Consider the following 14046-nt stretch of genomic DNA (forward strand, 5'->3'; position numbering starts at 1 on the left):
TGCGCTTGCACGGGCCAACAACGGCTCGGGATCGTAGGCCGGGTAAGCGTCAGCGCCACCCGGCAATAAAAAACCCCTCATGCGAGGGGTTTTGACGTTTACTGCTGCGGTGCCGCCGGTTCGGCTGGCGCTGCGGGTTCAGCCGGTTCCGGCATCCCCAGCGTCGGCATACCAAACATGCCGACGAAGTCTTCCAGCGGCATCTTGTCGCCGTTGAGCGTTACCTGGCCGTTGGCATACTGCAGGCTGGTGGAAATCGTGTTGTTTTCCACTTTGGTGATGCGGAACATCTGGCCCATGGCCGCCAGACCTTTCACCTGCTGGTTCGCCAGCTTGCCAGCGTCTTCATCGCCGTAGCCTTCCAGCTTCGCAATCTGGGTCATAAACTCGGTCGCCATATCCATCGGGATGGTCAGCTTGCTGTCGAGCGACTTCACGCTGCGATCCACTTCCTGGGCCAGCGTCTGCGGCTCGCCCGTTGCGGTTGCCGGATCTTTCAGGAACAGAGACAGGTTAAAGCTGGTTTCGCCTTTGCTGTTTTTCCAGCTCAGTGGCGCAACGGTGATCACCGGCTCGCCTTTCAGCAGGACAGGCAGGTTGTTGAACAGCACCGCCATCGCCTGCTGCTGGTACACTTCAGGGTTCTGCTGGAGTGCGGCATCGGTCAGCAGCGCCTGGCTCTCTTTGCTGTATTTCTGGCTAAACTCGTGCCACGCCTGGCCGTCGATATTGCCGATCTTCAGCGACAGCTTGCCGGTGCCCAGATCCTGATTCTGCACTTTCAGGCTCTTCAGCGTGTAATCCAGCTGCGTGTTGATGCTTTTACCGTCTTTGGAAACGTCGGATTTGCCGTTGACGTCCATACCTTCCAGCACGGCCATCTCTTTTCCTTCAACCGCAATGGCAACCTTGTCGAGAGACAGTTTTTGATCGCCGATACGCTCCTGGAAATCGGTCATTCGGCTGTTGCCGTCGGCTTTCAGGTTGCTGAAGGTGAGCTGAACCTTTTGGTTATATTCGTTCACGGCATTGACCAGGCCGCTTTCCGCTTCACCCGTCAGGGAGAACACGTTTCCGTCGCGGTCAGCGTCAAGTTTGAAGTGACCGCCGCTGAAGGCGACTTTCTCATTCTCTTTCTCGTAGTTCAGCGCTTTCAGAGCAATATCGGAGCTCGTGTCACCGGCATAGCTGATGCGGGTATTAATGTCGAATGGCGATTCATTCTTTGCCAGGTCAAACAGCGGTTTGGTGACGTCGTTATTCACCAGCACGGTATGAACGGACGCCATCGACGGGATCAGGTTAAAGGACTTCAGCTGCGCCAGCGGCAGCGGACCGTGGCTCACCACCTCGTCCAGCACCACGCTCTGACCCGGTTTCAGCCAGCCGTTTTCAGCACCGGCCACTGGCTTTACCACCAGCTGCATACGGCTGGTAAACACGCCGCGATGATAATTCTGGTAGCTCAGCTCCAGGCCCGCCTCCGGCGCGCTGCGCTTAATCTCTCCGTTAGCCTGCGCCACCATCTCAGCCAGACGGCCTTCCAGCTGTTTCCCGGTAAACCAGGAGGCCCCCGTCCAGACCACGCCTAACGCTACAATCACTCCAACCGCTACGACCGATTTTTTCATTGCGACTATCCCTAAAATGAAACCAGGCGGTAAAAACCGCCTGGAGATATTAAGCCTGCAACTAGCTTAGCAAGAGTTGTTAAAAAAATCAGTAAGTCCCTAATACCCGTCATACTTCAAGTTGCCTGTGCGTTGGCTTTCCTCGCTCACCCCAGTCACGTACTTATGTACGCTCCTGGGGATTCGCTGCGTCGCCGCCTTCATGCAACTCGAATTATTTAGGGTATAGCTTATTGAAAACGCGCGCCAGGCGACCGGCGCCGCTTACGCTGACCGGAGATTCATTGGCTGCAACGAATGCTGACTCACCGGGCTTAAGCACCAGACGCTGTTCGCCTTTGCGCAGCGTCGCTTCGCCCTCGGCGCAGAACAGAATCGCCGCGCTTTCCTGCGCGATGGCGGTTTCGGCCTGGCTCAGGTCGTGCAGGGAAAAAGCAAAATCCTCAACCGGAATTGGGAAGTCCAGCTCTGCGCCGTTTTTCACCGGCTGAGTCAGCAGCTCCGCGGCAGGTTTCGCCACAAACTTCACGTTGGCAACCAGTTCAGGAATATCGATGTATTTCGGCGTCAGGCCTGCGCGCAGCACGTTATCGGAGTTAGCCATTACCTCCAGCGCAACGCCCTGAAGGTAGGCGTGCGGGGTTTCAGCGAACAGGAACATCGCTTCGCCCGGGTTGAGCTTCACCACGTTCAGCAGCAGAGGGGAGAACAGACCGCTGTCGTCCGGGTAGAATTCGGAGATCAGGCGGATAGTCTCCCAGGGTTCACCCTGCTGGCTGCCCAGAGCCGCTTTCAGCACCGCCAGCGCGTGAGATTTCTCTTCACCCTGCATATTCAGCAGGCTGGCAAATAGCTGGCTCAGCGCGTCCGCGTTCGGGTTTTCAAGGAAGTGGGCGATAGCCTTGTGGGCACCCGCGACCGGTTGCAGCAGGGAAACTATCTCTGAAAACTCGCGGAACGCGTTCATCGCCAGGAACGGGGTCAGCGCAAAGACCAGCTCCGGCTTGTGGTTAGGATCTTTGTAGTTACGCTCGGCGGCGTCTAAAGGAATTCCCGCCGCGTTCTCTTTGGCAAAGCCGATTTCAGAGGCTTTCTTGTTCGGGTGAACCTGGATGGAGAGCGGCTGGTCGGCGCACAGCACCTTGAACAGGAACGGCAGTTCGCCGAAGCGCTGAGCCACCTTGTCGCCCAGCAGCGCGGCTTTATCGGCGTCAATCACGTCACGCAGGCTGCGAACCTGGCCGCTGGCGTCTTCAATTTTTGAGCTGCTCTTCGGGTGCGCCCCCATCCACAGTTCTGCCATCGGCAGGTTGTTCGGGTTCGCGATACCGTAGAGATCCGTTAACGCAGTTTTACTTCCCCAGGCGTAGTTTTGCACTGAGTTAATGAGTTTTTGCATTATCAAGCCCTGATTCAATTGTGGAATTAACTCCAGGTATTAAAGCAATAAACCTCATGGAAGTAACCTGTGGATGTAAAAAGTCGTACTAGTCTCAGTTTTTGTTAAAAAATTGTGTAGGATAAGCTGACTCGCTTTTAAGCCGGGCAGCGGAACATCTGCCCTGAATAAACAGACCGAAGCAGTAAGTGAGAGACCAATGTCGAATAAACCCTTCCATTATCAGGATCCTTTCCCCCTCAGTAAGGATCGGACCGAGTATTACCTGTTAACCCGCGATCACGTCTCCGTCTCTGAGTTTGAAGGACAAGAGATCCTCAAGGTGGATCCGCAGGCGCTGACGCTGCTGGCGCAGCACGCTTTCCACGACGCCTCGTTTATGCTCCGCCCCGCGCACCAGCAGCAGGTTGCCGATATCCTGAGCGACCCGCAGGCCAGCGAAAACGATAAATACGTTGCCCTGCAGTTCCTGCGTAACTCAGACATCGCCGCGAAAGGTGTTCTGCCTACCTGTCAGGACACCGGCACGGCGATCATCGTCGGTAAAAAAGGCCAGCGCGTCTGGACCGGCGGCGGTGACGAAGCGGCCCTGGCGCACGGCGTCTACAACACCTATACCGAAGATAACCTGCGCTACTCGCAAAACGCGGCGCTGGATATGTACAAAGAGGTCAACACCGGCACCAACCTGCCGGCACAGATCGATCTCTACAGCGTCGACGGTGACGAGTACAAATTCCTCTGTATCGCCAAAGGCGGCGGTTCAGCCAACAAAACCTACCTTTACCAGGAAACCAAGGCGCTGCTCACCCCGGGCAAGCTGAAGAACTACCTGGTTGAGAAGATGCGCACCCTCGGCACCGCGGCGTGCCCGCCGTACCATATCGCGTTTGTGATTGGCGGTACGTCGGCTGAAAGCACGCTGAAAACCGTCAAGCTGGCCTCAACCAAATATTATGACGGCCTGCCTACCGAAGGTAACGAGCACGGCCAGGCGTTCCGCGACGTGCAGCTTGAGCAGGAACTGCTGGAAGAAGCGCGCAATCTGGGCCTCGGGGCGCAGTTTGGCGGCAAATACTTTGCCCACGACGTGCGCGTGATCCGTCTGCCGCGTCACGGTGCATCCTGTCCGGTCGGGATGGGCGTGTCCTGCTCTGCGGATCGCAACATCAAGGCGAAGATCAACCGCGAAGGCGTGTGGATCGAAAAACTGGAAAACAACCCGGGCAAATACATTCCGGAAGAGCTGCGCAAAGCGGGTGAGGGTGAAGCGGTTCGCGTCGACCTGAACCGTCCGATGAAAGAGATTCTGGCGCAGCTTTCGCAGTATCCGGTCTCGACCCGTCTCTCGCTGAACGGCACGATCATCGTGGGTCGCGACATCGCGCACGCGAAGCTGAAAGAGCGTCTGGACAACGGCGAAGGGCTGCCGCAGTACATTAAAGATCACCCGATCTACTACGCTGGCCCGGCGAAAACGCCTGAAGGCTATGCCTCCGGCTCGTTAGGCCCAACCACGGCAGGGCGTATGGACTCGTACGTTGACCAGCTGCAGGCCAACGGCGGCAGCATGATCATGCTGGCGAAAGGCAACCGCAGCCAGCAGGTGACGGACGCCTGCCACAAGCACGGCGGCTTCTACCTCGGCAGCATCGGCGGCCCGGCTGCGGTTCTGGCGCAGGGCAGCATCAAGAGCCTGGAGTGCGTGGAATACCCGGAACTGGGTATGGAAGCGATCTGGAAAATTGAAGTGGAAGATTTCCCGGCGTTTATCCTCGTGGATGACAAAGGCAACGACTTCTTTAAGCAGATCCAGTCGTCCCAGTGTTCGGCGTGCGTGAAGTAATTCTGTAAATTGACGGGTGGCGGCTGCGCCTTACCCGGCCTACGAGTCTGGTAGGTCGGGTAAGCGTCAGCGCAACCCGACACCAAAAAGAGCGCACAAAGCGCCATATCGTTTCTCAGAAGTCATCAATACTTACCCCTTAAGCATGTGAGCAATCCCTCTTTTGTTATCAAGGAGAAAGTAATGACCACGGTACGCCATGAGAAAGATTCGATGGGCGCCATCGACGTCCCGGCCGACAAGCTATGGGGCGCGCAAACCCAGCGTTCGCTGGAGCACTTCCGTATTTCGACCGAAAAAATGCCCGTCTCGCTGATTCAGGCGCTGGCGCTCACCAAACGCGCTGCCGCGAAAGTGAACCAGGATTTAGGCCTGCTGACGGCAGACAAAGCGACCGCCATCATCAACGCCGCCGACGAAGTGCTGGCGGGCAAGCATCCCGATGAATTCCCCCTCGCCATCTGGCAGACCGGTTCCGGCACCCAGAGCAACATGAACATGAATGAAGTGCTGGCAAACCGGGCCAGCGAACTGCTGGGCGGCGTGCGCGGCATGGAGCGTAAGGTCCATCCGAACGATGACGTCAACAAAAGCCAGAGTTCCAACGACGTCTTCCCGACCGCGATGCACGTGGCGGCGGTCATCGCTATCCGCGAGCAGCTTATCCCGCAGCTTAACGTCCTGAAAGCCACGCTCAACGAGAAAGCGCAGGCCTTCCGCGACATCGTCAAAATTGGCCGTACGCACCTGCAGGACGCCACGCCGCTGACGCTCGGCCAGGAGATTTCCGGCTGGGTGGCGATGCTGGAACATAACCTGAAGCATATTGAGTACAGCCTGCCGCACCTGGCGGAGTTGGCGCTCGGCGGGACGGCGGTCGGGACCGGGTTAAACACCCATCCAGAATACGCGGTGCGCGTGGCGGAGGAGCTGGCAAACATCACCGGGCAGCCGTTCGTCACGGCGCCCAACAAGTTCGAAGCGCTGGCGACCTGCGATGCGCTGGTCCACACCCACGGCGCGCTGAAAGGGCTGGCGGCCTCGCTGATGAAAATCGCTAACGACGTGCGCTGGCTGGCCTCGGGTCCGCGCTGCGGCATCGGTGAAATCAGCATTCCGGAAAACGAGCCGGGCAGCTCCATCATGCCGGGTAAAGTGAATCCGACCCAGTGCGAAGCCATGACCATGCTCTGCTGCCAGGTGTTGGGCAACGACGTGGCCGTCAACCTGGGCGGTGCGTCCGGCAACTTCGAGCTGAACGTCTATCGCCCGATGGTGATCCATAACGTACTGCAATCGATTCGTCTGCTGGCGGACGGGATGGAGAGCTTTAACGAGCACTGTGCGGTAGGGATTGAGCCGAATCGCGAACGTATCAGCCAGTTGCTCAATGAATCCCTGATGCTGGTGACGGCGCTGAATACCCATATCGGCTACGACAAGGCCGCCGAGATCGCTAAAAAAGCGCACAAAGAGGGGCTGACGCTGAAAGCCTCCGCCCTGGCGCTGGGCTATCTCACGGAGGCAGAGTTCGACGCCTGGGTTCGCCCGGAAGCGATGGTCGGCAGCCTGAAATAGTCATCCCGCCACGTACAGGTGCAGCCGCGGAATAATCAGCTGCAGCGGCTGCGCCTGAGGTCGGTAACGGTGCTGGACATTGTCCGCATCGTAATTCAAAAGCTCACCAATATCCGGCACGATGGCCCCCCGATCGGCATCATAAAGCGCAATCAGCGGCGTAGGGCAGGCATACTGAACCTGTTTTTGCTGGCCGGAATACCAGACGCGGGCGATAGGCTGTACCTTCACCGGGCGCTTTATCTTGAGGCGCGTGTCCGCCGGAAGCGAGGCGATGCTGTGGTACTCCTGCTCCAGGCGCTCAATCCACTGCTCACGAGACCACGGTGCGACGGTGCGCGGCGTCTTCAGGCTTTTTTCCAGCTGCGCCAGAATTTCATCCCGGGTGAAGTTTTTAATGATGTGCTTATTCGCCCAGCCGAAGCGCAGCGTGGCGGGGTGATGCAGTACCGTCAGCGTGCGATAGGCGTTAAGGGTAATCAGCCCCGGAAGCTGTCTGTGCACCCATTCAAACCGGGCGGCAGGGGCGAGGCCGGACTCTTCGGTAACGATCTTTTCAAAGGCCGCTTTCAGGGTGTTGATATGGGTAATCTGGCTTTCCAGCGCTTCGCGAGTCGTCGCATCGGTTTGCAGGCAGATCACGCCGGGCAGACGCACGGCGGCCTTACTGCTGCGGTTTTCTGACTGCTGCTGGATAAACAGGCGACGATAGTGCTTCAGCGCCAGCTCAAGGGCGGCGCTGCCGATGTGCTGTTCAACAGCGATGGTGTCCAGCGGGTCGTGCTCGGCACCTTTAGCCACCTCGGGCAGGGTAAAGACGCGCGCGGCCAGCAGACGGCAGCTCTGCAAACGTTCGGTCAGGGTCAGGAGCTCGTGTTCTATCTCCCGAAACGTGCTGTTCAGCCGTTCGAGGAGATCGTAGGTCGCCATAAGCACTCTCGTTAGTTACAACATACTTATCATATAGCACAGCACGCCGGGTCAGGCCAGCGTGCGGTTGAAGTCAGGCAGGGACGGGAAGGGCGATGTTATGGTATACCGGCCAGCTAAAGCAGAAGCGCGCGCCGCCGAGCTCGCTCTCTTCGCAATGCACCGTGCCGCCCATCGCCTGCGCGATAGAGTAGACAATCGCCAGCCCCAGGCCGCATCCGCCAGTGGCGCGATCGCGGCTGGGGTCGAGGCGGACAAACGGTTCAAACACGGTTTCTCGCGCTTCCGGGGCAATCCCCGGACCGTCATCCTCCACCGTCAGACTGGCCTGATTGCCCTGCAAATCCAGCCCAATCTGTAGCGTGCTTTCGCTGTAGCGCATGGCGTTGTTCATCAGATTGTCCAGCACGCGCTCCATCAGGCGCATATCGAGCGCGCCGTAATCACCCGGCGTGACGCGCGTTAACAGCGTGCGCTGCGGGTTCACGCTCTGAACGTCATCGATGTGGGTTTGCAGCCAGGCAGGCAGGTCCGGCGTGCTGAGGTTCAGTTCGTTTTGCGGACGATCAAGTCGTGCGTAGGTCAGCAGCTCCTCAATCAGCGCCTCAAGCTGGCCGATATCGCGGTTAAGCGCCTGAGACTCCGCTTCCGTCAGATTCTCGCTCATCTCCAGACGATAGCGCAGGCGAACCAGCGGCGTGCGCAGCTCGTGCGCAATCCCGTCGATCAGCTGCTTTTTACTGGCGATCAGTGCATTGATGTTATCGGCCATCTGGTTAAAGGCCACGCCCAGACGTTCAAAGCTGGAACCGCTGTCGAAGTGAATGCGTTCGGTAAAATGCCCTTCGCCAAAACGCTGCGCGGCAGATTCCAGCTTCAGCATGTCCTGCCAGTGCGGGCGCATCCAGATAAAGACCGGAAACGCGAGCGAAATGGCGATAAAGGCCATCAGCGCCATGTCCAGCAGACGCATCTGGTGCAGATAATAGAGATAGGGCACCGGCCCGACGGCCAGCACGTAATGGCTGCGCGGAATACGCTGGATAAAGGTGTATTTCTCGTCCAGCGCGACGATGTCCCCGTCGCGCAGACGCTGCATGGCGGGCGGATCCAGCTCAAAATCTTTTAACGGCTCGATGCGTAAATCGAATGACAGGTTCAGATCCAGCTCTTTGAGGGTTTTCGCCCAGTCGTGCGGCGGGATCTCTCTCAGCTCGCTGCGCATCAGATAGAGCGAGCTTTTCATCAGATCGTCCAGCGACTGCCTGCCCGCACGTTCGGCGGTGAATTTATAGACCAGCCCGACCAGCATGGTCATGACCAGGAAACAGACAAACAGCAAAAGATAAAACTGCACAAACAGCTTTTTCATTGGATCTCACCGAAGAAACGCTTTGTGCAGAATATACATGAAAACCCGTCGATATTTTCATGTCTGTGGAGCGCGTTACATGGCAATTGCGCTGTTTTTTACCTTGGCGATGAGTCTTTCCGTTACGGCCAGTCCTTCCGCAATGTGCATATCAATCACATCGGTACCGAATTCGTTAATCAAATCCAGAAGTATTTCGTAAGTCTGGATGAGCTCAAGGAGATCAAAGAGCGCTTTTTGATCGGCGCGTGAGGGGGAGGAATGGCTAAGCGCAGCCTGATTAACAATCCATTCAAGATTGGTTTTGATGGCCTCTACCTGACTGTAGCTATACATATTTCATGGGCTTAAATCCTCATTTCAAGATTTTATGGGAGAGGTATCGTGAGAGCTTCACGGTGAAAAAGAGTCTGCATGTCGCCGGGGCAGTGCTGGCTGTAGAAAGGATGGCTGAAGATTTAATTATGGGATAGTTCGCGTGCTTAGCAAGTTAATTGTTGCGCAAACGTAAAAATAAACGCGCGAAAGGGAGGACATCGCGGTGTAATGCCTTCATTTCGCGCACGTTATGCTAGCCAGATAACGGAATCAGGTTTCCCACGCATGTGGGGCAAACAGATAACCCTTGTTACGCACGGTTTTAATGCGGTAGGGCTCGGTAGCGTTATCCTGCAGCTTTTTGCGCAGACGCGAAATCGCCACGTCAACGCTGCGGTCCATTCCGTCATAGCTCACGCCACGCAGGTTTTTCAGCAGCGCGTCGCGGTCCATGATTTGCCCGGCGTGCGTTGCCAGCTCCCACAGCAGGTCAAAGTCTGCGGTGGAGAGGGCGATAAGCTCGCCGGAGAGCAGCACCTGGCGGTTAATGGGGTCAATAGACAGCGTACCAAAGCGCATCGCTTTGTGCGGCGTCAGAGACGGCGCGGGCGCTTCGCGTTCGATGCTGGCGTGCTGGCGCAAATGAAGGCGCAGGCGGGCAAGCAGGACGGCAGGCGGTGTGGTTTTCAGAATGTAGTCATTGGCGCCCATCTCCAGCGACAAAATGTGGTTCATATCGCTGTCCAGTGAGGTGAGCAGGACGATAGGGCCCTCCCACCGGGCGCGCAGGTCACGGCAGAGCGTCATGCCGTCTTTGCCTGGCAACATAATATCCAGCAGTACCAGATCCGGGTTTTCACGGACGACCACCTCTTCGGCACGATCGCCGCGAGGTTCAACAATGACGTCCATATCATGTTTACCCAGATAGGCGGCGATCAGTTGTCCGACCTCGGGTTCGTCTTCAACATAAACAATCTTATTCATACAGCGTCTGTTTTCGTGAAAAAAGCCAACATACACCGCGGAACCTTAACCTTCCATTAATCTTTCAAAATTAACGCCGGTTCCGTTATTCTGGCTCATATTGTTATTTGATTGTTATAGGGAAAAGTATGGGGCTGGTGATCAAAGCCGCACTGGGCGCGCTGGTGGTGTTACTGATTGGCATTCTGGCAAAAACGAAAAACTACTACATTGCCGGGCTAATCCCGCTGTTCCCGACCTTTGCGCTAATTGCTCACTATATTGTGGCTTCTGAGCGGGGTACGGAAGCGTTACGCACGACCATCGTGTTTGGCATGTGGTCTATCATTCCGTATTTTCTCTACCTGCTTTCGCTGTGGTATTTCACCGGTTTTCTGCGTCTTCCCCTGGCGCTGAGCGGGGCGGTGGTCTGCTGGGGACTCAGCGCCTGGGTGTTAATTTTCTTCTGGAGCCGCTTTCACTAGCGCAGCGGGCGCCCGCCGTCCACGGCAAAGGTTCTGCCCGTGACGTAGCAGCTGGTGAGCAGGTAATCCACGAGGTCGATGACCTCTTTCTCGCCCGGCGCGATTTTCATGAGCGACTTATTCAGCGCCTGCTGGCGATACTCCGCATCATCGTTTTCGTTAAACAAAATCATCGCCGGGGCGATGGCGTTTACCTTCACCTCGGGCGCGAGCTTGCGGGCAAACGAGCGCGTCATATTATCCAGTGCGGCTTTACTGGCCGCGTAGGCGATGTGCTTGTCGCTGCCGCGCTCAACTACATAATCGGTGAAGTGAATAATATCGCCGGCCGCGTGCCCATGGCCGCGCAGCAGATCCTGCAGAGCGTGGTTAAGCAGATAAGGGGCATTGACGTGGATCTGCAGCATGGCGGAGAGCGTTTCGCTGAGTGACGTACCGGTTTTTTCGGCACGCCATGCGCTGGCGTTATGGATCACGGCGCGCAGTCCCGTCGTGGCGGCTTTTACCTTTTCCGCGAAAGCCAGAATACCTTCATCGGTCGAAAAATCAGCCTGAATGCAGACCGCCCCGGCTTTGCGTAACCCTTCAATCGACGGGTATTCCGTACGGTAGCTGACAATGACCGGATGGCGAAGGTTGAGAAAGTGATGGGCGAGAGCGAGGCCGATACGGCGGCCTCCACCGGTAATCAGTATTGGGCGAAGCGGTGCATTTCCCATCGTATTCTCCTTTACAGTTCAACAATGGGAAAGGCGATGCTATCCCATTAACATCCAGGTTGCCGGTAGGGCAGCAACCAATAACAGTCCAATTAATGCCATCTCACGGCGCTTCAGCGCGTTCTCCAGCTGATGCGTGCGGCGGGCGTAGATAAACACCAGCAGACCCGGTGCGTACAGCACTACCGACAGCAGCAGATGCATCGGCCCGGAAGCATACAACAACCACAGGCCGTAAATACAGGCTCCGACACCCACGACATAATGCGCCGGGCGTGTGGCAATTTTTAACAGATACGCACCTACTAGGAAATAGGGTACCAGAATCATCTCCGAGGCGATGGTCAGCAGGGTGTTATAGTCTGAACCTGTGAGCCAGATCAGCACCAGACAGACCTGAACGCTGATGTTGGTCAGCCAGAGCGATGCCGACGGCGCGCTGTTTTTGTTTTGACGGGCGAACAGACGTGGAAACGCCTTGTGCGTCGCGGCCAGGAACGGCACTTCAGCCGCCATGATGGTCCAGCTCAGGTAAGCGCCGCAGACGGAGACGATCAGCCCCGCGGCAATCACCACGTCGCCCCAGGGGCCGAGCATTTTCACCATCAGGCCCGCCATTGACGGGTTACGCATTTCAGCCAGCTCAGGACGCGCCACCACGCCCAGCGACAGCAGCGTCACCAGCAGATAGACCCCCAGCGCGGCCAGAACTGCCAGCAGCGTGGCGCGGCCCACATCGCGTTTATTCCTGGCCCGGGCAGAAACCACGACCGCACCTTCAACGCCGATGAACACCCACAGGGTAATCAGCATCGTGTTTTTCACCTGCTCCCAGACGGGCACGCCCAGCGCGATACCGGTGAAATCGAGCTTAAAGATGTCCATACGGAACGCAATAAAGGCCAGAACGATAAACAGGCCGAGCGGAACCAGTTTCGCCAGCGTCGCCACCAGGTTGATGCTGGCGGCCGTTTGTACGCCACGTAACACCAGCCAGTGGACGAACCACAGCAACACCGAGGCGCCCACAATAGACTGCCAGGTATTCCCGTCGCCAAAGAGGCGCAGCTCAGGCGTATCGGTAAAGAAACTGAGTGCCGAGAAGACGATCACCAGGTAGGAGACGTTGGCGATAACGGCACACAGCCAGTATCCCCACGCGGAACAGAAGCCAATCAGCTCGCCAAAACCCTCACGCGCATAGGTGAAAATGCCGCCGTCAAGATCCGGGCGAATGCGGGTGAGCAGCAGCATGGCGAAGGCCAGCAGCAATATGCCGACACCCGTAATGCCCCAGCCAATGATGAGCGCGGATGGACTGGCAACGGCTGCCATATTTTGCGGCAAACTGAATACGCCTGCACCCAGCATTGAGCTTAAAACGAGTGCAGTCAGAGCACTCAGGCCAAGTTTCTTTTCCATTGGCTTCCTGTTATGAAAGGTCAAAATCCAGAATAATTATTTCGCTCAGGCGCATAAAAATGGTGGATCACACTAAGGCGCGGGATTTTACGGAGTGTAACGAATGCATGCAATGACGTGAGGCAGAAATTCAAAAAAAGTAACAAAAAAAGGCGGCATTGCGCCGCCTTTCGTCAACGATTTTGTTACTTGTACAGATCGGCGCTGATGGTCACGTTGTTACCACGTTCCTGCCACTGGCGGGTGATGTGGTAGTACTTCGCCCCTTTCTTCGCCGCACGCTTCGCGACCTGGTAAGAGACTTCCGTCATGTTGCCGTAGTTGCCGGTAAACTTGATGCTGTCGAACGGCACCATCTGCGCTGCAGTGGCGTTGTTCAGCTCTTCAATTTTGGTACCGTCAGGCAGCGTAACGGAGTAACGACCACCTTTCGTGGACTGCGTTTCGAAGAAACGGCCCACTTCAGCGCTTGGGGCAGCCGTCGTTGCTACGCCTGGAATTTCAACTTTCTTCGCTGCTTCGCCGCCTTTCGCTATCGCCGCGCGACCTGCTTCTGAATTCGCCGGGATGGCATCCGGGCTCTGCAGAACACGTTTTTTCGCATCTTTTTTATAGATGAACGCGGTAATACGCTGGTTGCCACCCTGGTTAGCATCGACCTGACGCACGATGAAGAAAGAGTAGGCCCCTTTCTCTTTCGCGGCTTTGGTGATGGCATCGTTCACTTCAGGCTGGCTGCGATAGAAGCCCTGAACGGTGACGGTGTCGTATGGTTCCAGCTCAATCGCCTGATCTTTCGGCAGTTCAACAACACCGTTGATCACGCGGTTTTTCGGTGCGTCAGCTTTTGGCGCATTGTCTTTGAACAGCGCGATGGTCACGCGCAGGTTACCGCTGTTGCCGTAATCGGACTGGTCAACGACATAAAACGAGGCCGCCCCGTTTTTGTCAGCGGCTTTTGATGCAGCGGCGACGGCGTCGCCAATAGAATTATAACGACCCACAATGACCGTATGGTCAAAAGGTTTTAACGCTGCCGCTTGCTCCGGCGTTAACTCTGTTGCGGCATTCGCAGACAGGGCGGTCGCGGAAAGAAGTGCGGACGCCAGGAGTGTGTTCTTAAGCTTCATAAAAATGATCCTTCGCCTTGCGCAAACCATGTACTGGTATTGTTGTTAATTTGAGACGGTCCCGATTATTGCATTTAAAACCCGTCGCTGTCTGCGCCATTTTTCACTGCCTGTGCTTACTGAATCACCGAATTCGATAACATTTAGTGATATGTTGAAAAAACACGCGTTTGACAAGTAAAACTGATAAAGCATATGACTTTTACAAGTTAATTTAATGTTAACAAGTTGTTCTGTTATGGCGCTATAT

General features: G+C 56.4%; 12 protein-coding genes. 3 read left to right on the forward strand and 9 right to left on the reverse strand.

Annotation, left to right across the window (positions count from 1 at the left end; genetic code table 11):
- Nucleotides 1-98: 98 nt before the first annotated feature.
- The gene (locus ACERY3_RS06350; protein ID WP_058840742.1) at nucleotides 99-1631 is read right to left on the reverse strand and encodes a YdgA family protein; all 1533 of its coding nucleotides are present in this window, start codon (nucleotides 1629-1631) and stop codon (nucleotides 99-101) included.
- 214 nt (nucleotides 1632-1845) lie between these two features.
- Nucleotides 1846-3030 carry a mannose-6-phosphate isomerase gene (manA, locus tag ACERY3_RS06355; protein WP_058840741.1) on the reverse strand — a complete coding sequence of 395 codons (1185 nt, stop codon included), beginning with the start codon at nucleotides 3028-3030 and terminating at the stop codon, nucleotides 1846-1848.
- 199 nt (nucleotides 3031-3229) lie between these two features.
- On the opposite strand from manA, the gene fumA reads away from it, so the two are divergent.
- Entirely contained in the window at nucleotides 3230-4876 is a 1647-nt protein-coding gene (fumA, locus tag ACERY3_RS06360) for a class I fumarate hydratase FumA (RefSeq protein ID WP_029740299.1), read from the forward strand.
- A 183-nt stretch (nucleotides 4877-5059) separates the two neighbouring features.
- Nucleotides 5060-6454 carry a class II fumarate hydratase gene (gene fumC / locus ACERY3_RS06365; RefSeq protein WP_048976948.1) on the forward strand — a complete coding sequence of 465 codons (1395 nt, stop codon included), beginning with the start codon at nucleotides 5060-5062 and terminating at the stop codon, nucleotides 6452-6454.
- Here fumC and tus read toward each other — a convergent pair whose 3' ends face one another.
- From tus to rstA, 4 genes are all read right to left on the reverse strand, one after another.
- Nucleotides 6455-7384 (reverse strand): DNA replication terminus site-binding protein, encoded by a 930-nt coding sequence (gene tus, locus ACERY3_RS06370; RefSeq protein ID WP_373225292.1) that lies wholly within the window; start codon nucleotides 7382-7384, stop codon nucleotides 6455-6457.
- Between the two features lie 73 nt (nucleotides 7385-7457).
- Nucleotides 7458-8756, reverse strand: coding sequence for a two-component system sensor histidine kinase RstB (rstB, locus tag ACERY3_RS06375; RefSeq protein ID WP_033145344.1), 1299 nt, complete (start codon nucleotides 8754-8756; stop codon nucleotides 7458-7460).
- A 75-nt stretch (nucleotides 8757-8831) separates the two neighbouring features.
- A complete protein-coding gene (locus tag ACERY3_RS06380) occupies nucleotides 8832-9092 on the reverse strand; it encodes a hypothetical protein (protein WP_182383421.1) in 261 nt (86 codons plus the stop codon).
- 252 nt (nucleotides 9093-9344) lie between these two features.
- On the reverse strand, nucleotides 9345-10061 hold the full coding sequence (rstA, locus tag ACERY3_RS06385) for a two-component system response regulator RstA (RefSeq protein WP_021241154.1): 717 nt from the start codon (nucleotides 10059-10061) through the stop codon (nucleotides 9345-9347).
- Between the two features lie 128 nt (nucleotides 10062-10189).
- Here rstA and ACERY3_RS06390 point away from each other — a divergent pair, with 128 nt between their 5' ends.
- Nucleotides 10190-10525 carry a GlpM family protein gene (locus ACERY3_RS06390; RefSeq protein WP_028017326.1) on the forward strand — a complete coding sequence of 112 codons (336 nt, stop codon included), beginning with the start codon at nucleotides 10190-10192 and terminating at the stop codon, nucleotides 10523-10525.
- Here the strand turns inward: ACERY3_RS06390 and folM are convergent.
- From folM to ydgH, 3 genes are all read right to left on the reverse strand, one after another.
- Nucleotides 10522-11244, reverse strand: a complete 723-nt coding sequence (gene folM, locus ACERY3_RS06395; RefSeq protein ID WP_262770280.1) for a dihydromonapterin reductase — start codon at nucleotides 11242-11244, stop codon at nucleotides 10522-10524. The genes ACERY3_RS06390 and folM overlap by 4 nt on opposite strands.
- Nucleotides 11245-11283: 39 nt before the next feature.
- Nucleotides 11284-12666, reverse strand: coding sequence for an amino acid permease (locus ACERY3_RS06400; RefSeq protein WP_039262724.1), 1383 nt, complete (start codon nucleotides 12664-12666; stop codon nucleotides 11284-11286).
- A 185-nt stretch (nucleotides 12667-12851) separates the two neighbouring features.
- Nucleotides 12852-13796 carry a DUF1471 family protein YdgH gene (gene ydgH / locus ACERY3_RS06405; RefSeq protein WP_033145347.1) on the reverse strand — a complete coding sequence of 315 codons (945 nt, stop codon included), beginning with the start codon at nucleotides 13794-13796 and terminating at the stop codon, nucleotides 12852-12854.
- Nucleotides 13797-14046 lie beyond the last annotated feature (250 nt).

Origin of the sequence: Enterobacter cloacae complex sp. ESBL7 (assembly GCF_041679625.1) — a bacterium.
Taxonomy (GTDB): domain Bacteria; phylum Pseudomonadota; class Gammaproteobacteria; order Enterobacterales; family Enterobacteriaceae; genus Enterobacter; species Enterobacter asburiae_B.